21 protein-coding genes are annotated in these 20045 nt (G+C 56.2%); 14 read left to right on the top strand and 7 right to left on the bottom strand.

What is annotated here, in order from left to right; all coding sequences use genetic code 11:
- Positions 1-6: 6 nt before the first annotated feature.
- The 9 genes from infB to mtr all read left to right on the top strand — a co-directional run bounded on the left by infB (position 7) and on the right by mtr (position 11408).
- A complete protein-coding gene (gene infB, locus LBF07_RS08825) occupies positions 7-2694 on the top strand; it encodes a translation initiation factor IF-2 (protein ID WP_029739629.1) in 2688 nt (895 codons plus the stop codon).
- 89 nt (positions 2695-2783) lie between these two features.
- Complete coding sequence (rbfA, locus tag LBF07_RS08820) at positions 2784-3188, top strand: 30S ribosome-binding factor RbfA (RefSeq protein ID WP_003024988.1); 405 nt, start codon at positions 2784-2786, stop codon at positions 3186-3188.
- A complete protein-coding gene (truB, locus tag LBF07_RS08815) occupies positions 3188-4138 on the top strand; it encodes a tRNA pseudouridine(55) synthase TruB (RefSeq protein WP_094934463.1) in 951 nt (316 codons plus the stop codon). Before rbfA ends, truB begins: the two co-directional genes overlap by 1 nt.
- A gap of 154 nt (positions 4139-4292) precedes the next feature.
- The gene (gene rpsO / locus LBF07_RS08810) at positions 4293-4562 is read left to right on the top strand and encodes a 30S ribosomal protein S15 (RefSeq protein ID WP_003861789.1); all 270 of its coding nucleotides are present in this window, start codon (positions 4293-4295) and stop codon (positions 4560-4562) included.
- Positions 4563-4804: 242 nt separating this feature from the next.
- On the top strand, positions 4805-6943 hold the full coding sequence (gene pnp / locus LBF07_RS08805) for a polyribonucleotide nucleotidyltransferase (RefSeq protein ID WP_024906369.1): 2139 nt from the start codon (positions 4805-4807) through the stop codon (positions 6941-6943).
- A 108-nt stretch (positions 6944-7051) separates the two neighbouring features.
- Positions 7052-7936: a lipoprotein NlpI gene (nlpI, locus tag LBF07_RS08800; protein ID WP_023309331.1), complete on the top strand. Its 885-nt coding sequence runs from the start codon at positions 7052-7054 to the stop codon at positions 7934-7936.
- 107 nt (positions 7937-8043) lie between these two features.
- Positions 8044-8124 carry a protein YrbN gene (gene yrbN, locus LBF07_RS08795; RefSeq protein WP_097397692.1) on the top strand — a complete coding sequence of 27 codons (81 nt, stop codon included), beginning with the start codon at positions 8044-8046 and terminating at the stop codon, positions 8122-8124.
- Positions 8117-10021, top strand: coding sequence for a DEAD/DEAH family ATP-dependent RNA helicase (locus LBF07_RS08790; RefSeq protein ID WP_069303343.1), 1905 nt, complete (start codon positions 8117-8119; stop codon positions 10019-10021). Before yrbN ends, LBF07_RS08790 begins: the two co-directional genes overlap by 8 nt.
- A gap of 142 nt (positions 10022-10163) precedes the next feature.
- Positions 10164-11408 carry a tryptophan permease gene (gene mtr / locus LBF07_RS08785; protein ID WP_048974688.1) on the top strand — a complete coding sequence of 415 codons (1245 nt, stop codon included), beginning with the start codon at positions 10164-10166 and terminating at the stop codon, positions 11406-11408.
- Positions 11409-11471: 63 nt separating this feature from the next.
- Here mtr and LBF07_RS08780 read toward each other — a convergent pair whose 3' ends face one another.
- The 3 genes from LBF07_RS08780 to LBF07_RS08770 all read right to left on the bottom strand — a co-directional run bounded on the left by LBF07_RS08780 (position 11472) and on the right by LBF07_RS08770 (position 14439).
- A complete protein-coding gene (locus LBF07_RS08780) occupies positions 11472-12479 on the bottom strand; it encodes an LLM class flavin-dependent oxidoreductase (RefSeq protein ID WP_047060267.1) in 1008 nt (335 codons plus the stop codon).
- A 78-nt stretch (positions 12480-12557) separates the two neighbouring features.
- Positions 12558-13436: a U32 family peptidase gene (locus LBF07_RS08775; protein ID WP_033146738.1), complete on the bottom strand. Its 879-nt coding sequence runs from the start codon at positions 13434-13436 to the stop codon at positions 12558-12560.
- Positions 13437-13443: 7 nt separating this feature from the next.
- Positions 13444-14439 carry a peptidase U32 family protein gene (locus LBF07_RS08770; protein ID WP_023309326.1) on the bottom strand — a complete coding sequence of 332 codons (996 nt, stop codon included), beginning with the start codon at positions 14437-14439 and terminating at the stop codon, positions 13444-13446.
- A gap of 211 nt (positions 14440-14650) precedes the next feature.
- Between LBF07_RS08770 and LBF07_RS08765 the strand changes: the two genes are divergently transcribed.
- Both LBF07_RS08765 and LBF07_RS08760 read left to right on the top strand, forming a co-directional pair.
- On the top strand, positions 14651-15175 hold the full coding sequence (locus LBF07_RS08765; RefSeq protein WP_029739636.1) for an SCP2 domain-containing protein: 525 nt from the start codon (positions 14651-14653) through the stop codon (positions 15173-15175).
- Positions 15169-15672: a GNAT family N-acetyltransferase gene (locus tag LBF07_RS08760; protein ID WP_023309324.1), complete on the top strand. Its 504-nt coding sequence runs from the start codon at positions 15169-15171 to the stop codon at positions 15670-15672. The genes LBF07_RS08765 and LBF07_RS08760 overlap by 7 nt, the downstream gene beginning before the upstream one ends.
- Here the strand turns inward: LBF07_RS08760 and LBF07_RS08755 are convergent.
- Positions 15659-15988: a GIY-YIG nuclease family protein gene (locus tag LBF07_RS08755; protein WP_112778141.1), complete on the bottom strand. Its 330-nt coding sequence runs from the start codon at positions 15986-15988 to the stop codon at positions 15659-15661. The two genes, LBF07_RS08760 and LBF07_RS08755, sit on opposite strands and share 14 nt — an antisense overlap.
- A 14-nt stretch (positions 15989-16002) precedes the next feature.
- On the opposite strand from LBF07_RS08755, the gene LBF07_RS08750 reads away from it, so the two are divergent.
- Positions 16003-16437, top strand: a complete 435-nt coding sequence (locus tag LBF07_RS08750; protein WP_048974680.1) for a YhbP family protein — start codon at positions 16003-16005, stop codon at positions 16435-16437.
- On the opposite strand, the gene LBF07_RS08745 is transcribed toward LBF07_RS08750, so the two are convergent.
- A complete protein-coding gene (locus LBF07_RS08745) occupies positions 16417-16935 on the bottom strand; it encodes a type 1 glutamine amidotransferase domain-containing protein (RefSeq protein WP_023333577.1) in 519 nt (172 codons plus the stop codon). The two genes, LBF07_RS08750 and LBF07_RS08745, sit on opposite strands and share 21 nt — an antisense overlap.
- Positions 16936-17063: 128 nt before the next feature.
- On the opposite strand from LBF07_RS08745, the gene LBF07_RS08740 reads away from it, so the two are divergent.
- Both LBF07_RS08740 and LBF07_RS08735 read left to right on the top strand, forming a co-directional pair.
- A complete protein-coding gene (locus tag LBF07_RS08740; protein ID WP_033146736.1) occupies positions 17064-17708 on the top strand; it encodes an NAD(P)H-binding protein in 645 nt (214 codons plus the stop codon).
- A 40-nt stretch (positions 17709-17748) separates the two neighbouring features.
- Complete coding sequence (locus tag LBF07_RS08735) at positions 17749-18786, top strand: permease (RefSeq protein WP_094934462.1); 1038 nt, start codon at positions 17749-17751, stop codon at positions 18784-18786.
- Positions 18787-18853: 67 nt separating this feature from the next.
- Here LBF07_RS08735 and dolP read toward each other — a convergent pair whose 3' ends face one another.
- Both dolP and diaA read right to left on the bottom strand, forming a co-directional pair.
- The gene (gene dolP, locus LBF07_RS08730; protein WP_029739641.1) at positions 18854-19429 is read right to left on the bottom strand and encodes a division/outer membrane stress-associated lipid-binding lipoprotein; all 576 of its coding nucleotides are present in this window, start codon (positions 19427-19429) and stop codon (positions 18854-18856) included.
- A 9-nt stretch (positions 19430-19438) separates the two neighbouring features.
- Positions 19439-20029, bottom strand: coding sequence for a DnaA initiator-associating protein DiaA (gene diaA / locus LBF07_RS08725; RefSeq protein WP_003861754.1), 591 nt, complete (start codon positions 20027-20029; stop codon positions 19439-19441).
- Between the last annotated feature and the right edge of the window lie 16 nt (positions 20030-20045).

Below are 20045 nucleotides of genomic sequence, written 5' to 3'. Positions count from 1 at the left end.
AACAGCATGACTGATGTAACTGTAAAATCGCTGGCTGCTGAGATTCAGACCTCCGTGGACCGCCTGGTACAGCAATTTGCTGATGCAGGGATCCCGAAGTCCGCTGATGACTCGGTGACCGCGCAAGAAAAACAAACCTTGTTAACGCACCTGAACCGTGAACACGGTTCTACGCCTGACAAGTTAACGCTGCAGCGCAAAACGCGTAGCACGTTAAATATCCCTGGTACCGGTGGCAAAAGCAAATCGGTACAAATTGAAGTCCGCAAGACGCGCACCTTTGTAAAACGTGATCCGCAAGAGGCAGAACGCCTTGCCGCGGAAGAGCAGGCACAGCGTGAAGCGGAAGAACAAGCTCAGCGTGAGGCGGAAGCAACCGCCAAACGTGAAGCAGAATTAAAAGCTGAACGTGAGGCCGCAGAAAAAGCGAAACGCGACGCAAGTGATAAAGTGAAGCGTGACGCTGCGGAAAAAGACAAAGTGAGCAATCAACAGACAGACGAAATGACCAAAACCGCCCAGGCTGAAAAAGCCCGCCGTGAAAATGAAGCTGCCGAGCTGAAGCGTAAAGCGGAAGAAGAAGCCCGCCGTAAGCTGGAAGAAGAAGCTCGCCGCGTCGCCGAAGAAGCGCGCCGTATGGCAGAAGAAAACGAGAAGAATGGTGTGAATACCGTTGAGCCGACTGAAGACACCAGCGACTATCACGTGACCACTTCTCAGCATGCGCGTCAGGCTGAAGATGATAACGACCGTGAAGTTGAAGGCGGTCGTGGCCGTGGCCGTAATGCAAAAGCAGCGCGTCCGGCGAAAAAAGGCAACAAACACGCTGAATCCAAAGCTGACCGTGAAGAAGCACGCGCTGCTGTTCGCGGCGGTAAAGGCGGTAAGCGTAAAGGTTCCGCTCTGCAGCAGAGCTTCCAGAAGCCTGCTCAGGCCGTTAACCGTGACGTCGTGATTGGCGAAACCATCACCGTTGGCGATCTGGCGAACAAGATGGCGGTTAAAGGCTCTCAGGTCATCAAAGCGATGATGAAACTGGGCGCCATGGCGACCATCAACCAGGTCATCGACCAGGAAACCGCACAGCTGGTTGCTGAAGAGATGGGCCACAAAGTTATCCTGCGTCGTGAAAACGAGCTGGAAGAAGCAGTAATGAGCGACCGTGATACTGGCGCTGCGGCTGAACCGCGTGCACCGGTTGTGACCATCATGGGTCACGTTGACCACGGTAAAACCTCTCTGCTTGACTACATTCGTTCTACTAAGGTTGCCTCTGGTGAAGCGGGTGGTATTACCCAGCACATCGGTGCTTACCACGTAGAAACCGAAAACGGCATGATCACCTTCCTGGATACTCCAGGCCACGCAGCGTTTACCTCAATGCGTGCTCGTGGTGCTCAGGCAACGGATATCGTTGTACTGGTTGTTGCCGCAGACGACGGCGTGATGCCACAGACCATCGAAGCTATCCAGCACGCGAAAGCGGCGCAGGTGCCTCTGGTTGTTGCAGTCAACAAAATCGATAAGCCAGAAGCCGATCTGGACCGCGTGAAGAACGAACTGTCTCAGTACGGCGTTATGCCGGAAGAGTGGGGCGGTGAAGCGCAGTTCATCCCAGTATCTGCGAAAGCGGGTACCGGTATCGATGACCTGCTGAACGCGATCCTGCTGCAGGCTGAAGTACTGGAGCTGAAAGCGATCCGTAATGGTATGGCGAGCGGCGCGGTAATCGAATCCTTCCTGGATAAAGGTCGTGGTCCGGTTGCAACCGTTCTGGTACGCGAAGGTACCCTGAACAAGGGCGACATCGTTCTGTGTGGCTTCGAATACGGCCGCGTTCGTGCGATGCGTAACGAACTGGGTCAGGAAGTTCTGGAAGCGGGTCCGTCCATTCCAGTGGAAATCCTGGGTCTGTCCGGTGTTCCGGCTGCCGGTGACGAAGTGACGGTTGTGCGTGACGAGAAGAAAGCGCGTGAAGTTGCGCTGTATCGTCAGGGCAAATTCCGTGAAGTTAAACTGGCTCGTCAGCAGAAATCTAAACTCGAGAACATGTTTGCCAACATGACCGAGGGCGAAGTTCACGAAGTGAACATCGTTCTGAAAGCTGACGTTCAGGGTTCTGTGGAAGCGATCTCCGACTCCTTGCTGAAACTGTCTACCGACGAAGTGAAAGTGAAGATCATCGGTTCTGGCGTAGGTGGTATCACCGAAACCGACGCGACCCTGGCTGCTGCCTCCAACGCTATCCTGGTTGGCTTCAACGTTCGTGCGGATGCATCTGCGCGTAAAGTAATTGAAGCCGAAAGCCTGGATCTGCGTTACTACTCCGTCATCTATAACCTGATCGACGAAGTGAAAGCAGCGATGAGCGGCATGCTGTCTCCTGAGCTCAAACAGCAGATCATCGGTCTGGCTGAAGTACGTGACGTGTTCAAATCACCGAAATTCGGTGCGATCGCGGGCTGTATGGTTACCGAAGGTAACATCAAGCGTCACAACCCAATCCGCGTACTGCGTGACAACGTGGTTATCTACGAAGGCGAGCTGGAATCCCTGCGCCGCTTCAAAGATGACGTTAACGAAGTCCGTAACGGCATGGAATGTGGTATCGGCGTGAAGAACTACAACGACGTTCGCGTTGGCGATATGATCGAAGTGTTCGAGATCATCGAAATTCAGCGTACCATCGCTTAATTACCGATTGTAAGCCGGGATCGCCTCGCGCCACCCGGCAATAATTTTAAAAGGGGCTTTTAGCCCCTTTTTTGTCTGGAGAATTTATTATGGCGAAAGAATTTGGTCGCCCTCAGCGCGTAGCGCAGGAAATGCAGAAAGAGATCGCACTCATTCTGCAACGTGAAATTAAAGACCCGCGCGTCGGCATGATGACCACCGTTTCCGGTGTCGAAATGTCCCGCGATTTGGCCTATGCAAAAGTGTTCGTCACCTTCCTGAACGATCAGGACGAAGCGGCAGTGAAAAACGGCATTAAAGCGCTGCAGGAAGCCTCTGGTTTCATCCGCTCCCTGCTCGGCAAAGCGATGCGCTTGCGCATCGTGCCTGAGCTGACCTTCTTCTACGACAACTCGCTGGTTGAAGGTATGCGTATGTCCAACCTGGTGACCAGCGTGGTTAAACATGACGACGAGCGTCGTGTTAACCCGGCGGACGACAGCAAGGAGGACTAATGAGTCGTCCTCGTCGTCGCGGTCGCGACGTGCATGGTGTGCTGCTGCTGGATAAACCCCAGGGCGCTTCCAGCAACGACGTGCTGCAGAAAGTTAAGCGTATTTATAACGCCAACCGTGCGGGCCACACCGGCGCGCTCGATCCGCTGGCAACCGGCATGCTGCCGGTCTGCCTGGGAGAGGCGACAAAGTTTTCCCAGTACCTGCTCGACTCCGATAAGCGCTACCGCGTTATCGCTAAACTGGGCCAGCGCACGGATACCTCCGACGCGGATGGCCAGGTGGTGGAAGAGCGTCCGGTGACGTTCAGCGCGGAACAGCTTGATGCTGCGCTGGAGAGCTTCCGTGGAGACACGATGCAGGTGCCGTCGATGTATTCGGCGCTGAAATATCAGGGCAAGAAGCTCTACGAATATGCGCGCCAGGGCATTGACGTTCCGCGTGAAGCCCGTCCGATAACCGTGTATGAGCTGCTGTTTATTCGCCACGAAGGTGATGAACTGGAGCTGGAAGTACACTGTTCGAAAGGGACCTATATTCGCACTATCATCGACGACCTCGGTGAAAAGCTGGGCTGCGGCGCGCATGTGATTTACCTGCGCCGCCTGGCGGTGAGCAAGTACCCGGTGGAGCGGATGGTGACCCTGGAATATCTGCGCGAGCTGGTAGAACAGGCGGAAGCGCAGGGGATTGCGCCGGCAGATTTGCTGGATCCTTTGCTGATGCCGATGGACAGTCCGGCAGCGGACTTCCCGGTTGTTAATCTTCCTTTAACATCGTCCGTTTACTTTAAGAACGGCAACCCGGTTCGTACGGCACAAGCGCCGCTGGAAGGACTGGTACGCGTGACCGAAGGTGACGAAGGGAAATTCATCGGTATGGGCGAAATGGATGGCGAAGGGCGCGTTGCGCCGCGTCGTCTGGTTGTCGAATATCCGGTCGACGCGTGACGGTGATAACGGCTCACCTTGCGATAAGCAGGGGAGACGAGTAGAATATCGCCGCTTAACGCCTGGTAAATTGTTTAACAATCTGCGGGGCGTACATGGGATTGCTGAATTAGAGATCGGCATCCTTACATTCTTTATACTTTGGAGTTTGAAAATGTCTCTAAGCGTTGAAGCTAAAGCTAAAATCGTTTCTGAGTTTGGTCGTGGTACTAACGACAGCGGTTCTACCGAAGTTCAGGTTGCACTGCTGACTGCACAGATTAACCACCTGCAGGGTCACTTTGCAGAGCACAAAAAAGATCACCACAGCCGTCGTGGTCTGCTGCGTATGGTTTCTCAGCGTCGTAAACTGCTCGACTACCTGAAACGTAAAGATGTTGCACGCTACACCGCGCTGATCGAGCGTCTGGGTCTGCGTCGCTAATTCTTGCGAGTTTCAGAAAAGGGGGCCTGATGGCCCCTTTTTTCAACCAGACGGCAGCAATTCACTGGAAACTATTGTATTGTTGCTATAAATGATCTTCATTGCAGAGGTTCGCGCGGCTAATGAGAGGCTTCACCCATGGGGGTGTTGGTTGTCATTAGTCGCGAGGATGCGAAGAAGGTCGGGTTAAATCGACAGCACACCGGTGGTGTGCTGTCAAACATTTAAGAAAGGACAGAACTTTGCTGAATCCGATCGTTCGTAAATTCCAGTATGGTCAACATACCGTCACGCTGGAAACCGGCATGATGGCACGTCAGGCTACTGCTGCCGTTATGGTAAGCATGGATGACACTGCGGTATTCGTTACCGTTGTTGGCCAGAAAAAAGCTAAACCAGGTCAGGACTTCTTCCCGCTGACCGTTAACTACCAGGAGCGTACCTACGCTGCCGGTAAAATCCCGGGTGGTTTCTTCCGTCGTGAAGGCCGTCCAAGCGAAGGCGAAACCCTGATTGCGCGTCTGATTGACCGCCCGGTTCGTCCGCTGTTCCCGGAAGGCTTCGTTAACGAAGTACAGGTTATCGCGACCGTTGTTTCCGTTAACCCACAGGTTAACCCGGACATCGTTGCCATGATCGGCGCATCCGCTGCCCTGTCACTGTCTGGTATTCCATTCAATGGCCCAATCGGTGCCGCGCGCGTTGGCTACATCAACGACCAGTACGTGCTGAACCCAACCCAGGAAGAGCTGAAAGAAAGTAAGCTGGACCTGGTTGTTGCAGGTACTGAAGCGGCTGTGCTGATGGTTGAATCCGAAGCTGAACTGCTGAGCGAAGACCAGATGCTGGGCGCTGTGGTATTTGGCCACGACCAGCAGCAGATCGTTATCCAGAACATCAACGACCTGGTGAAAGAAGCCGGTAAACCACGTTGGGACTGGCAGCCAGAAGCAGCAAACGACGCGCTGAACGCACGCGTTGCAGCTCTGGCAGAATCTCGTCTGAGCGATGCATACCGCATCACTGACAAACAGGAGCGTTACGCTCAGGTTGACGTGATCAAATCTGAAACTATCGCGACGCTGGTTGCTGAAGACGAAACGCTGGACGCTAACGAACTGAGCGACATCCTGCACGCAATCGAGAAAAACGTTGTTCGTAGCCGCGTACTGGCAGGCGAGCCGCGTATCGATGGCCGCGAAAAAGACATGATCCGTGGTCTGGATGTGCGTACTGGCGTTCTGCCACGTACTCACGGTTCCGCGCTGTTCACCCGTGGCGAAACGCAGGCGCTGGTAACCGCGACCCTGGGTACTGCACGTGACGCACAGATCATCGACGAACTGATGGGCGAGCGCACTGACAGCTTCCTGTTCCACTACAACTTCCCTCCGTACTCCGTAGGTGAGACCGGTATGGTTGGCTCGCCGAAGCGTCGTGAAATTGGTCACGGTCGTCTGGCGAAGCGCGGCGTGTTGGCAGTAATGCCAGAAGCTGACAAGTTCCCGTACACCGTTCGTGTGGTTTCTGAAATCACCGAATCCAACGGTTCTTCTTCCATGGCTTCCGTGTGTGGTGCTTCTCTGGCGCTGATGGATGCAGGCGTGCCAATCAAAGCCGCCGTTGCGGGTATCGCAATGGGCCTGGTGAAAGAAGGCGACAACTTCGTTGTTCTGTCTGACATTCTGGGTGACGAAGACCACCTGGGCGATATGGACTTCAAAGTAGCGGGTTCCCGCGAAGGTATCTCTGCGCTGCAGATGGATATCAAAATTGAAGGTATCACCAAAGAGATCATGCAGGTTGCTCTGAACCAGGCTAAAGGTGCGCGTCTGCACATCCTGGGCGTGATGGAACAGGCGATTAACGCGCCGCGTGGCGACATTTCTCAGTTCGCTCCACGTATCCACACCATCAAGATCAATCCAGACAAGATCAAAGATGTTATCGGTAAGGGCGGTTCCGTAATCCGTGCGCTGACCGAAGAGACTGGCACCACGATCGAAATCGAAGATGACGGTACTGTGAAGATCGCAGCAACCGACGGCGAGAAAGCGAAATTCGCGATCCGTCGCATCGAAGAAATCACGGCAGAGATCGAAGTGGGCCGCGTCTACGCAGGTAAAGTGACCCGTATCGTTGACTTTGGCGCGTTCGTTGCCATCGGTGGCGGTAAAGAAGGTCTGGTTCACATCTCTCAGATCGCTGACAAGCGCGTTGAGAAAGTGACCGATTACCTGCAGATGGGTCAGGAAGTACCGGTGAAAGTTCTGGAAGTTGATCGCCAGGGCCGTATCCGTCTGAGCATTAAAGAAGCAACCGAGCAGTCTCAGCCAGCTGCTGCGCCAGAAGCACAGGCAGCAGAACAGCAAGGCGAATAAGTTGCCATTTGCCCTCCGCTTTGCGGAGGGCCTATTATCAGGCAGGACGCCTTGTTAAGCCGCCGGGGGACAGGACGTTCATCCAATAGTTGTCTTCGGGAGTGGGAAATGAAGCCTTTTTTGCGCTGGTGTTTCGTTGCGACAGCTTTAACGCTGGCAGGATGCAGCAACTCTGCCTGGCGTAAGAGCGAAGTCCTCGCAGTGCCATTGCAACCGACTTTGCAGCAGGAAGTGATTCTGGCACGCATGGAACAAATACTTGCCAGTCGGGCTTTAACCGATGAAGAACGCGCACAGCTTTTATATGAGCGCGGAGTGTTGTATGATAGTCTCGGTCTGAGGGCATTGGCGCGAAATGATTTTTCACAAGCGCTGGCTATCCGACCTGATATGCCTGAAGTATTCAATTACTTAGGCATTTATTTAACGCAGGCAGGCAATTTTGATGCTGCCTATGAAGCGTTTGATTCTGTACTTGAGCTTGATCCAACTTACAACTACGCGCACTTGAATCGCGGTATCGCATTGTATTACGGCGGTCGTGATAAGTTAGCGCAAGATGATCTGCTGGCGTTTTATCAAGACGATCCTAATGATCCTTTCCGTAGCCTGTGGCTTTACATCGTTGAGCGGAAACTCGATGAGAAGCAGGCAAAAGAGGCACTGAAACAGCGCTTCGATAAATCGGACAAGGAACAGTGGGGATGGAACATTGTCGAGTTCTACCTGGGCAACATTAGCGAAGCAACGCTGATGGAACGCCTCAAGGCGGACGCAACGGATAACACCTCGCTCGCTGAGCATCTCAGTGAAACCAACTTCTATTTAGGTAAGTACTACCTAAGTCTGGGGGATATGGACAGCGCTACGGCACTGTTCAAATTAGCGGTTGCTAACAACGTACACAACTTCGTTGAGCACCGTTATGCATTGTTGGAATTATCGCTCTTGGGCCAGGAGCATGACGACCTGGCAGAATCGGACCAGCAATAGCTGACGACATAAACATCAGCCCGTAATCTTTTGATTGCCATCACCTTAACTGGTGAGGGCGTTGTTGTTCGTCAATACACCTACTTTGAGCCGGTTCACACTTTTCAATGAAAATTGCTAATCATTTTCACGATGAGCTAAGTAGACTGGCCGCCATTAATATCGAGGCACTTGTACTACATGGCTGAATTCGAAACCACTTTTGCAGATCTGGGCCTGAAGGCTCCTATCCTTGAAGCCCTTAACGATCTGGGTTACGAAAAACCATCTCCGATCCAGGCTGAGTGTATCCCACACCTGCTTTCTGGTCGTGACGTGCTGGGCATGGCCCAGACTGGTAGCGGTAAAACTGCAGCATTCTCGCTGCCGCTGCTGAACAACATTGATCCGGACCTGCGTGCACCGCAGATCCTCGTCCTGGCTCCAACCCGTGAACTGGCTGTTCAGGTTGCAGAAGCCATGACGGAATTCTCTAAACATATGCGCGGCGTAAACGTGGTAGCCCTGTACGGCGGCCAGCGTTATGACGTGCAGTTACGCGCCCTGCGCCAGGGCCCACAGATTGTTGTCGGTACGCCGGGCCGTCTGCTGGATCACCTGAAGCGCGGTACTCTGGACCTCTCTAAACTGAGCGGCCTGGTACTGGATGAAGCAGATGAAATGCTGCGTATGGGCTTCATCGAAGACGTCGAAACCATCATGGCGCAGATCCCGGACGGTCATCAGACCGCGCTGTTCTCTGCCACCATGCCAGAAGCGATTCGTCGTATCACCAAGCGCTTCATGAAAGATCCTCAGGAAGTGCGTATTCAGTCCAGCGTAACCACTCGCCCGGACATCAGCCAGAGCTACTGGTCTGTGTACGGCATGCGCAAAAACGAAGCGCTGGTACGTTTCCTGGAAGCGGAAGATTTTGATGCGGCGATTATCTTCGTGCGTACCAAAAACGCGACTCTGGAAGTGGCTGAAGCCCTGGAGCGTAGCGGCTACAACAGCGCAGCGCTGAACGGCGACATGAACCAGGCCCTGCGTGAGCAGACTCTGGAGCGTTTGAAAGACGGTCGTCTGGATATCCTGATTGCAACCGACGTGGCAGCACGTGGTCTGGACGTTGAGCGTATCAGCCTGGTTGTGAACTACGACATCCCGATGGATTCCGAGTCTTACGTTCACCGTATCGGCCGTACCGGTCGTGCGGGTCGTGCGGGTCGTGCGCTGCTGTTCGTTGAGAACCGCGAGCGTCGTCTGCTGCGTAACATTGAACGCACCATGAAGCTGACCATTCCAGAAGCTGACCTGCCAAACGCAGATCTGCTGGGCAAACGCCGCCTGGAAAAATTCGCCGCGAAAGTACAGCAGCAGCTGGAAAGCAGCGATCTGGACCAGTACCGTGCGCTGCTGTCGCAGATTCAGCCTGTTGCTGAAGGCGAAGAGCTGGACATGGAAACCCTGGCTGCAGCACTGCTGAAAATGGCTCAGGGCGAACGTAGCCTGATCGTGCCACCAGATGCGCCGATGCGTCCTAAGCGTGAATTCCGTGACCGTGACGATCGCTTCGAACGTCGTGGCGACCGTAATGACCGCAATGACCGTGGCCCACGTGGTGACCGTCCAGAGCGTGGTGGTGAAGACCGTCCACGTCGTGAACGTCGTGACGCGGGTGATATGGAACTGTACCGCATTGAAGTGGGCCGTGATGACGGCGTTGAAGTTCGTCACATCGTTGGCGCGATCGCTAACGAAGGCGACATCAGCAGCCGTTACATCGGTAACATCAAGCTGTTCGCATCCCACTCTACCATCGAGCTGCCAAAAGGCATGCCGGGCGAAGTGCTGCAGCACTTTACGCGTACCCGCATCCTGAACAAACCGATGAACATGCAGCTGATGGGCGATGCACAGCCACGTCCAGACCGCGGTGGTGAACGTCGTGGCGGTGGTCGCAGCTTCGGTGGCGAGCGTCGTGAAGGCGGCCGCAGCGAAGGTCGCGGTGGTGAAGGTCGTCGTTTCTCCGGCGAGCGTCGCGAAAACCGCGGCCCACGTCGTGAAGAAGGCACCAGCCGTCGCCGTTTCGGTGACGCGTAAGCCTCACTCTTCTGACGTAAAGTAAAATATACAGCCCCGATACACACTATCGGGGCTTTTTTTATTCCTTTTGTACTCTTGTACTGGTACAGTGCGTCGCATTAAAATGCAGAACCGCATGATTGACTGGAGAAAAGGCTGTATGGCGACACTAACCACCACCCAAACGTCACCTTCGCTGCTTGGCGGCGTGGTGATCATCGGCGGAACCATCATTGGTGCCGGGATGTTTTCCCTGCCAGTGGTCATGTCCGGTGCGTGGTTCTTCTGGTCGCTGGCGGCGCTGGTCTTTACCTGGTTCTGCATGCTCCATTCCGGGCTGATGATCCTTGAAGCAAACCTGAACTACCGCATTGGCTCCAGCTTCGACACCATCACCAAAGATCTGCTGGGCAAAGGCTGGAACCTGGTGAACGGCCTGTCCATCGCGTTTGTGCTCTATATCCTGACCTACGCGTACATTTCAGCGAGCGGCTCGATTCTGCACCATACCTTCTCGGAGATGTCGATGAACGTTCCGGCGCGTCTGGCAGGGCTGTGTTTTGCGCTGGCTGTGGCGTTTATCGTCTGGATGAGTACCAAAGCGGTGAGCCGCATGACGGCGATCGTATTAGGCGCGAAGGTCATCACTTTCTTCCTGACCTTCGGCAGCCTGCTGGGGCACGTGACGCCCGCCACGCTGTTTAACGTCGCCGAAGTGAACACCTCCTACACGCCGTACCTGCTGATGACGCTGCCGTTCTGTCTGGCGTCGTTTGGCTACCACGGTAACGTGCCGAGCCTGATGAAGTACTACGGCAAAGATCCCCGCACCATTGTGAAGTGTCTGGTCTACGGCACGCTGCTGGCGCTGGGTCTGTATGTGATTTGGCTGCTGGGGACGATGGGCAACATCCCGCGTCCGGAATTTATCGGCATTGCCCAGAAGGGCGGTAACATCGACGTGCTGGTGCAGGCGCTGAGCGGCGTGCTGAACAGCCGCAGTCTGGATCTGCTGCTGGTTATCTTCTCTAACTTTGCGGTGGCGAGCTCTTTCCTGGGCGTGACGCTGGGCCTGTTTGACTATCTGGCGGATCTGTTCGGCTTTGATGATTCTGCGATGGGGCGTTTAAAAACCGCGCTGCTGACCTTCCTGCCGCCGATTGTGGGTGGCCTGCTGTGGCCGAACGGCTTCCTGTACGCCATCGGCTATGCAGGGCTGGCGGCAACTATCTGGGCGGCGATTGTGCCGGCGCTGCTGGCGCGCAAATCACGTAAACGCTTCGGCAGCCCGAAATTCCGCGTCTGGGGCGGTAAGCCGATGATTGCGCTGATTCTGGTATTCGGCGTTGGTAACGCACTGGTACACGTGCTGTCGAGTTTTAACCTGTTGCCCGTTTATCAGTAAAACGTGCGGTTTGAACCCCTCACGCCGGCCCTCTCCCATAGGGAGAGGGAGAAAAGCAAAAAACTACCCCACCAGTTCCTCTTTCACCTGCATCGCCAGTTCAAACGAATGCAAACGCGCCTGGTGATCGAAAATCTGGCCGTTAACCATAATCTCATCCGCCTGCGTTTCGCGCAGCACCGCGTCCAGCCCGTGGCGCACTTTCGATTTATCGCCTACCAGCGACATGCTCAGCGCCTGCTGCACGCCATACTGCTCGGAGGCGGACCACAGCTGATGCATATTCTCCACCGGTGGTGGAAGCTGGCCCGTCTCACCGCGGCGCAGCTTCACAAACGCCTGCTGCATTGAGGTGAACAGGAATTCCGCGTCGCGATTGCTGTCGGCGGCAATGATGTTGATACACACCATCGCGTACGGCTTCTCCAGACGCTCGGACGGTTTAAAGTTCGTGCGGTAAAGATGCAGCGCCTGATGCAGCATATCCGGCGCGAAGTGCGAGGCGAAGGCAAACGGCAGCCCCAGCTGTGCGGCGAGCTGTGCGCTGTAGAGGCTTGAGCCTAACAGCCACACCGGGATCTTCTCACCGTAGCCCGGTACCGGGCGCACGTGCGGGTTCGGATCGCGCGCGTCGAACCAGTCCACCAGCTCGGCCACGTCGCGCGGGAAGTTGTCGATATCGCCGCTCATATGGCGGCGCAGGGCGCGCATCGTTGGCTGGTCGCTGCCGGGTGCACGACCAAGACCCAAATCAATACGCCCAGGATAGAGGGTATTCAGGGTGCCAAACTGCTCGGCAATCACCAGCGGGGCGTGGTTTGGCAGCATTACGCCGCCGGAGCCCAGGTGCAGGGTGGTGGTATTTGCAGCCAGATAGCCAATCAGTACCGATGTCGCGGCGCTGGCGATGCCCACCATGTTGTGATGTTCGGCCAGCCAGTAGCGGTGATAGCCACGCTTTTCGGCCAGCTGAGCGAGATCGAGAGAGTGCGAAAAGGCTTCTCTTGCCGAGGAGCCTTGTGGGATCGGCGCCAGATCCAGCACCGAAAACGGAATGGTTTTGTCAGTCATAACAGCTCACTTTGTCGACGGTCAATCTTTAATACTGCATTAAATAATGATAACCGTTGTTAACAAAGTGAGCCTTTTTTACGCCTGCAGCTCCAGCCCGGCGAGCCGTCTCCAGTAGCCGTTGCAGTCGCTGTTTGCCGTCAGCGGCAGCGGCGCGGCGCCGTCTTCATTGGCGCGGAAGGCGTCCAGCATCGCGAACACGCCGGTATCCAGCGGCGACAGACGAACCATATCCACCAGCCCGTCCATCGACGCCAGCTCGTTGCCGAGGTTATAGACATAGCCGCTCATGGTCTGAATACCGTTGAGGACAAACACCTGCTGATTCTCCTGCGACAGCATGCTGCGTCCGTTCGGGTACTTGATGCAGCAGGTTTCGCATTCGTCTTTCGGGCGGTCTTCCGAGCGCGCGGTGAAGCAGCGGGCGGAGTAGGCCAGCGGCAGATGGCCGTAGCTCAGCACTTCCACTTCAAACTGATTGCGAATGCCCAGCTCGTCGCACTGGTTAAGCAGGTTAGCCAGCCAGTCGCGGGAGAGTTCCACCGGCATGCACCAGCGGGTCATCCCCTGTTTGAGCAGCAGGCGCAGGGTGACGGCGTTGTAGCAGTTGAGGGCATGACCCGCGACGAACGGCAGCCTGCGTTCAGCGCACATGTTCACCACGCCCAGATCGCTCGCTTCCAGCAGGAACTCGCCGTTTTCGACGTAGCGCTTCAGCTCGCCCAGTTCGGAAGACGCCTGCACCAGCGCGAGCGTGGAGAGCACCACCTGTTTGCCGCTGCCGGCCAGGCCTTTCGCCATATCCAGCCAGTCGCCCACTTTGGTGGCGCGGCGCTTGCTGCACACCGCTTCGCCGAGGTAAATCACGTCGGCGCTGCTGGTCGCGGCCTGTTGGTAAAAATCTTCCAGCGTCTCTTTTGGCCAGTAGTAGAGCACCGGTCCTAATGAATATTTCATGATTTTCTCACTGCCATTTACGGTGATACGCGCCAAGCGTGGTTTGCGTGCCTTCGGACATCGAACCAAGCGTTTCCATCCAGGCCTGCTGTGGAGCGTAGTTCTGCGGGTCCGCCATGCAGCGGTCGATGGCCTGACGCCACACTTTCGCGACCTGGCTCACATAGGCCGGGCTGCGCTGGCGGCCTTCGATTTTCACCGAGGCAATATTGGCCGCCAGCAGTTCCGGCAGCAGCTCCAGCGTGTTGAGGCTGGTCGGCTCTTCCAGCGCGTGATAGCGCTCGCCGTCGACCAGATAGCGGCCTTTACACAGGGTGGGATAACCGGCGTTTTCCCCGTCCTGGTAGCGGTCAATCAGCACCTCATTCAGGCGAGACTCCAGCCCCTGCGGGGTCTGCTGCCAGCGAACAAAGCGGGCAGGAGAGCAGGCCCCGACGGTATTCGGCGATTCACCGGTTAAATAAGAGGAAAGATAGCAGCGGCCTTCGGCCATGATGCACAGGCTGCCAAAGGCAAAAACTTCCAGCGGTACTGGCGTGACGCGCGCGAGTTGCTTAACCTGATGAATAGAGAGCACGCGCGGCAGCACCACGCGGGCCACGTCAAAGTGTTGATGGTAAAAACGCACCGCCTCTTCGTTGGTGGCAGATGCCTGAACAGAGACGTGGCGCTCAATATGGGGATAGCGTTCTGCCGCATACTCAAGCATGGCGAGGTCGGCCAGGATCAGCGCATCGGCACCCAGCTGTGCTGCCATATCCACCGCGCGCTGCCAGCGGGCGTAGCCGTCAGGATGAGCAAAGGTATTGATGGCAATATGCAGCTTGCGGCGGTGCTGGTGAACGAAGTTAACGGCTTCCTGAAGCTTTTTCTCCGTAAAGTTGAGGCCAGCAAAATGGCGGGCGTTGGTGTCATCTTTCAGCCCGATATAGACCGCATCGGCCCCATTTTCGATGGCCGCCTTAAGCGCCGGAAGGTTTCCGGCAGGGCAGAGCAGCTCCATAATTTATCCTGATGTAGTCGATCGCAAAATTGTTAACGAGCTGGGATTTTAATTAACCCATACGCGACAATTTTTGATTTAAGGCAGCTAATGGCGTATTGATGACACCAATAATGAGGTACGGCTGACGACGGTTTGTTGATTTACGCCGCTATGTTGCGCTTCGGATATGGCAAAATAGCAGGACTATAGATATCAGGGAGTAAAGCTCGTGCTGGATAAACTGCGTTCACGTCTCGTACAATTTGGTCCATCAATGCTGAGCGTGCCGGTCAAGCTGGCACCGTTCGCGCTTAAACGCCAGGTGCTGGAGCAGGTCCTGAGCTGGCAGTTCCGCCAGGCGCTGCAGGACGGCGAGCTGGAGTTCCTGGAAGGCCGCTGGTTAAGCATTGAGGTGCGTGACATCGGGCTGCGCTGGTTTACCTCCGTTGAGAATGACCAGCTGATCGTACGCGAATCCGCCGACGCGGATGTGAGCTTTAGCGCCAACGCCAGCGATCTGCTGATGATCGCCGCGCGCAAGCAGGATCCGGATACGCTCTTCTTCCAGCGCCGTCTGGTAATTGAAGGCGACACGGAGCTGGGCCTGTACGTGAAGAATTTAATGGATGCCATTGAGCTGGAGCAGATGCCAAAAGCGCTGCGCGTGATGTTAATGCAAATGGCAGATTTCGTTGAGGCCGGGCTGAAAACCCCGCCGGACGGTAAACACACTTCAGTAGGTGAGCCATGCTGATTCGAGTCGAAATTGGGATTGATGCGCCGGGGATCGATGCGTTGTTACGCCGCGCCTTTGCGAGCGATGCCGAAGCCCAACTGGTCCACGACCTCCGCGAAGACGGCCTGATTACGCTGGGGCTGGTTGCCACCGATGACGAAGGTCAGGTGGTGGGCTATGTTGCCTTCAGTCCGGTCATCGTCCAGGGAGAAGAGCTGCAGTGGGTAGGCATGGCGCCGCTGGCGGTAGATGAAAGCTATCGCGGGCAAGGTCTGGCGCGCCAGCTGGTCTATGAAGGGCTGGACTCGCTCAACGAGTTTGGCTATGCCGCCGTGGTCACGCTGGGCGATCCGGCGTTCTATGGCCGTTTAGGCTTTGAGCAGGCCGCGCATTACGATCTGCGCTGTCGCTGGCCGGGTACGGAATCTGCTTTCCAGGTCCATCGACTGGCGGACGACGCGCTCAACGGCGTCAATGGCCTGGTCGAGTATCACGACCATTTCAATCGCTTTTAATCAGGCTCTCGCGCAGCGCCTCAAAGGAGCCGTCTCCGTTCACGAGGCGCTCTTTCTGGCGCTTCGTCAGCTGCTTGATACGGTATTCCAGCCTGAGCGCCAGCGATCGGTCGCCGACGGCCGCTGAGAAGGCGAGCTGTAATTCCCCTTTCCCCCGCAGCGCTTTTGCCCCTTTCCCCGTTTGATGTTGTAAAAAACGCCGCGCCACATCGGTGGTGATCCCGGTGTAGAGGGCGTTATCAGCGGTTCGGACAAGATAGAGAAACCAGCACACGGTAAACGGATTCAGTATGTTAAGGTGAACGCACCATAGCATGAGAGAGAACGAAAATGGAAACACTGGCCGCCATTAACCGCTGGCTGGCGAAGCAGCATGTTGTCACCTGGTGCGTCTGTGACGAGGGTGAGATGTGGTGCGCAAATGCGTTTTACTACTATGACCCTGAGCGCGTGGCTTTTTATGTCATGAGTGAAGACAAAACGCGTCATGCGCAGATGACCGGCCAGCAGGCAAAGGTGGCAGGCACGGTAAACGGCCAGCCGAAAACGGTCGCGCTGATCCGCGGCGTGCAGTTTAAAGGGGAGATCCGTCGTCTGGATGGTGAAGAGAGCGACGCGCGCCGTAAGCTCTACACGCGCCGCTTTCCCGTTGCCGCTGCGCTAAAAGCCCCGGTGTGGGAAATCCGCCTCGATGAGCTGAAATTTACCGACAACACCCTGGGCTTTGGCAAGAAGCTGCACTGGTTACGCGCCGAGGAGGCGTAGCGCTTCGCGGTTAAACGCCGGGAGATCGTCCGGGGTTCGGCTGGTGATCAGCTGGTCTTTGTCGTTGACCACCTCCTGATCGTAAAACTCGGCCCCCGCGTTTTTCAGATCGATAACGATCGGTTTCACGGCGGTAAGCTTTCGCCCGCGGACCACTTCTGCGCTGATGAGCAGCTGCGGGCCGTGGCAGATGGCAAAGACCGGTTTGCCGGTCGAGACAAAATCCCGCGTGAAGGTCACGAAGCGCTCGTCCCCGCGCAGGGAATCCGGGGAATGGCCGCCGGGTAACAGCAGAGCGTCGAAATCTGAGGGGCTAACGTTATCGATGGTTTCATCGATGGTCACGGTCGCCTCGCCCTTATGGCCTGTCACCGTTTTACCCGCCTCTTTCTCAATGGTGATGACCTCATGTCCCGCCTTGCGGAACGCCTCTGCTGGAGAGGTGAATTCTGAATCTTCAAACTCGTCGGTAATCAAGACTGCGATTTTCTTGCCCATGCTTCCTCCGTTGTTTTGGCTTCAGACTGATTTTTCTCCGCTTGTGGTAAATACTTACCTTTAACAGACTTCTAAGTGTGGTCGACGACGCTGAGTTCGCAAACGGACAATTCTGTAAAGGGGAAAAGATGAGTCAGGTATTGATTACGGGTGCTACCGGGTTAGTGGGCGATCATCTGCTGCGGCTGCTGATTCAGGATCGCCGCGTGAACTATATCGCCGCCCCGACGCGTCGACCGCTGGCGGACTTATCCGGCGTCTTTAATCCGCACGATCCTCAGCTGACCGACGCGCTGGCGCAGGTGCAGGATCCCATTGATATCGCCTTTTGCTGTCTGGGCACCACGCGGCGGGAGGCGGGCAGCAAAGAGGCCTTTATCCACGCCGACTACACGCTGGTGGTGGATACCGCGCTCACGGCGAAAAAGCTGGGGGCCAAACATTTTCTGGTGGTCAGCGCGCTCGGCGCCAGTGCCGGATCGCCTTTCTTCTACAACAAGGTGAAGGGCAAGATGGAGGATGCGCTGATTGCGCAGAAATGGGAGCAGCTGACGATTGTGCGCCCTTCGATGCTGATCGGCCACCGGGATGAACGCCGGTTTAACGAGTCGATATTTGCCCCGCTGTTTCGCATTCTTCCCGGCAACTGGAAATCCATCGAGGCGCGGGACGTCGCGCGCGCGATGCTAAAAGAGGGGCTGGCCCCGTCGAAAGCGGGTGTTAACATTATCCCTTCGGCAAAACTGCGTGAAATCGCGCAGGGCGAGGCGTAAACTCCCCCGGCTAATAACCTAATACTCTCCGGGGAATGCTATGACTGGTCAGTCTTCATCTCAGGCGGCAACACCTGTTCAGTGGTGGAAGCCCGCACTCTTCTTTCTCGTGGTCATTGTGGGCCTCTGGTACGTGAAATGGCAGCCGTACTACGGCAAAGCCTTCACCGCCGCCGAAACGCACAGCATCGGTAAATCTATTCTCGCTCAGGCTGATTCCAGCCCGCTGCAGGCGGCGTGGGACTATGCCATGGTCTACTTCCTTGCCGTCTGGAAGGCCGCCGTTTTAGGCGTCATTCTGGGCTCGCTGATTCAGGTGCTTATCCCCCGTAACTGGCTGGTGAAAACCCTTGGGCAGCCGCGCTTTCAGGGCACGCTGCTGGGGACGATTTTCTCCCTGCCGGGGATGATGTGTTCCTGCTGCGCCGCGCCCGTGACTGCAGGGATGCGCCGTCAGCGCGTGTCGATGGGCGGCGCGCTGGCGTTCTGGATGGGGAACCCGCTGCTCAATCCGGCAACGCTGGTGTTTATGGGCTTTGTGCTGGGCTGGCATTTTGCGTTCATCCGTCTGGTCGCCGGGCTGCTGACCGTGCTGGTGGTGGCGACGCTGGTGCAAAAACTGGTGAAGGATACTGCCGCAGAACCCGCAGCCGTTGAGCTGGACGTCAGCGAACCGCAGGGTGGCTTCTTTGCGCGCTGGGGCAGGGCGCTCTGGCAGCTTTTCTGGAGCACCATCCCGGTCTATATCCTGGCGGTACTGGTTCTGGGGGCGGCGCGCGTCTGGCTCTTCCCGCATGCGGATGGCGCTATCGACAACACGCTGATGTGGGTCATTGCGATGGCCGTTGCGGGCTGCCTGTTTGTGATCCCAACGGCGGCGGAAATCCCGATTGTTCAGACCATGATGCTGGCCGGTATGGGCACCGCGCCGGCGCTGGCGCTGCTGATTACTCTGCCGGCGATCAGCCTGCCGTCGCTCATCATGCTGCGTAAGTCGTTCCCGGCGAAAGCGCTGTGGCTGACCGCAGGGCTGGTGGCGTTGAGCGGGGTGATTGTGGGCAGTATTGCGTTGATGTAAAAAAAGCCCGGTGGCGCTAGCGCTTACCGGGCCTACAAAAAAATCCCCTCAAGCGAGGGGATTTTTTTTATTTGATGTAAGTAAACGCGGTGGTGACGTGCTTCACGCCGCTCACCCGGCTGGCGATATCCGCCGCCGCTTTCCCTTCACGGTCGGTCACCAGACCCAGCAGGAACACTTCGCCGTTTTCAGTCGTCACTTTCACGTTGGAGGATTTCACCTGGTCCGAGCCCAGCAGCTGGGAACGCACTTTGGTGGTGATCCAGGTATCGGAAGAGGCGTCACCCAGGCCAATTGGCTTGCCCTGGCGCACTTCGTTAAACACCTCTGTGGTCCCTTCGACGCCCATCGCAATCTGTTTCGCACGCGAGGCGAGCTCCAGATTTGGCGCCTGGCCTGCCAGCAGCACTTTGCCCTGATAAGCCGTCACGTTGATACGCGCTTCTTTCTTGATTTGTTCGTCTTTCGACAGCGCACTGTTGACGCGCAGCTCCAGCGTACCGTCATCCACCTGTGTCCCCACGGTGCGTGGATCGGTTGCCGCTTTGGTGCCTACCGCGGCGGTACCCACAACGGCCGCAGCGATACATCCCTGAAGCAGTAATGCAGACATAAGGACTGCGAGGGTCGATAAAGCCTTCATAAGAACTCCTTAATCATCCTGGTGAGGGAAAAGCGTGTTATCGATCAAATCACATAAGCAGTTCACCGTGAGCATATGCATCTCCTGAATACGCGCGCTTCGGTGAGAAGGAATGCGGATTTCCACATCCTGCGGCCCAAGCAGACCCGCCAGCTCACCCCCGTCATAGCCGGTTAAGGCCACGATGGTCATGTCGCGGGTGACGGCGGCTTCAACGGCTTTGACAATGTCCCGGCTGTTGCCGCGCGTGGAGATGGCCAGCAGCACATCTCCCGCATGACCCAGGGCTCGCACCTGCTTTGCGTAAATTTCGTCATGCAGACGATCGTTAGCAATCGCCGTTAAGACCACATTATCGGTATTAAGTGCAATGGCGGGTAAACTCGGGCGTTCTGTTTCAAAGCGATTGATCATGCTGGCAGCAAAATGCTGTGCGTTGGCGGCTGACGTGCCGTTGCCACAACAGAGGATTTTGTTGCCATTAAGCAGGGATTGCACCAGCGTCATTGCGGCACGCGAGATAGCATCCGGAAGGGCTTCCGCCGCGGCAATCTGAGTCTGGATGCTTTCTGTGAAGCACACTTTAATTCTTTCGAGCACGTTATCCCTTTTAAAT

Source organism: Enterobacter cloacae complex sp. ECL352 (assembly GCF_020149545.1).
GTDB lineage: Bacteria > Pseudomonadota > Gammaproteobacteria > Enterobacterales > Enterobacteriaceae > Enterobacter > Enterobacter asburiae_B.
This window is presented reverse-complemented; position numbering and strand designations above follow the sequence as displayed.

Bases quoted from the DNA above. Each gene is read 5' to 3' on its own strand.
- LBF07_RS08740 (WP_033146736.1), top strand. From the start codon at position 17,064: ATGAGTCAGGTATTGATTACGGGTGCTACCGGGTTAGTGGGCGATCAT.
- truB (WP_094934463.1), top strand. From the start codon at position 3,188: ATGAGTCGTCCTCGTCGTCGCGGTCGCGACGTGCATGGTGTGCTGCTG.
- rpsO (WP_003861789.1), top strand. From the start codon at position 4,293: ATGTCTCTAAGCGTTGAAGCTAAAGCTAAAATCGTTTCTGAGTTTGGT.
- LBF07_RS08780 (WP_047060267.1), bottom strand. From the start codon at position 12,479: ATGACTGACAAAACCATTCCGTTTTCGGTGCTGGATCTGGCGCCGATC.
- dolP (WP_029739641.1), bottom strand. From the start codon at position 19,429: ATGAAGGCTTTATCGACCCTCGCAGTCCTTATGTCTGCATTACTGCTT.
- yrbN (WP_097397692.1), top strand. From the start codon at position 8,044: ATGAAAATTGCTAATCATTTTCACGATGAGCTAAGTAGACTGGCCGCC.
- LBF07_RS08760 (WP_023309324.1), top strand. From the start codon at position 15,169: ATGCTGATTCGAGTCGAAATTGGGATTGATGCGCCGGGGATCGATGCG.
- mtr (WP_048974688.1), top strand. From the start codon at position 10,164: ATGGCGACACTAACCACCACCCAAACGTCACCTTCGCTGCTTGGCGGC.
- LBF07_RS08750 (WP_048974680.1), top strand. From the start codon at position 16,003: ATGGAAACACTGGCCGCCATTAACCGCTGGCTGGCGAAGCAGCATGTT.
- infB (WP_029739629.1), top strand. From the start codon at position 7: ATGACTGATGTAACTGTAAAATCGCTGGCTGCTGAGATTCAGACCTCC.
- nlpI (WP_023309331.1), top strand. From the start codon at position 7,052: ATGAAGCCTTTTTTGCGCTGGTGTTTCGTTGCGACAGCTTTAACGCTG.
- rbfA (WP_003024988.1), top strand. From the start codon at position 2,784: ATGGCGAAAGAATTTGGTCGCCCTCAGCGCGTAGCGCAGGAAATGCAG.
- LBF07_RS08755 (WP_112778141.1), bottom strand. From the start codon at position 15,988: ATGCTATGGTGCGTTCACCTTAACATACTGAATCCGTTTACCGTGTGC.
- LBF07_RS08735 (WP_094934462.1), top strand. From the start codon at position 17,749: ATGACTGGTCAGTCTTCATCTCAGGCGGCAACACCTGTTCAGTGGTGG.
- LBF07_RS08790 (WP_069303343.1), top strand. From the start codon at position 8,117: ATGGCTGAATTCGAAACCACTTTTGCAGATCTGGGCCTGAAGGCTCCT.
- LBF07_RS08775 (WP_033146738.1), bottom strand. From the start codon at position 13,436: ATGAAATATTCATTAGGACCGGTGCTCTACTACTGGCCAAAAGAGACG.
- LBF07_RS08745 (WP_023333577.1), bottom strand. From the start codon at position 16,935: ATGGGCAAGAAAATCGCAGTCTTGATTACCGACGAGTTTGAAGATTCA.
- LBF07_RS08770 (WP_023309326.1), bottom strand. From the start codon at position 14,439: ATGGAGCTGCTCTGCCCTGCCGGAAACCTTCCGGCGCTTAAGGCGGCC.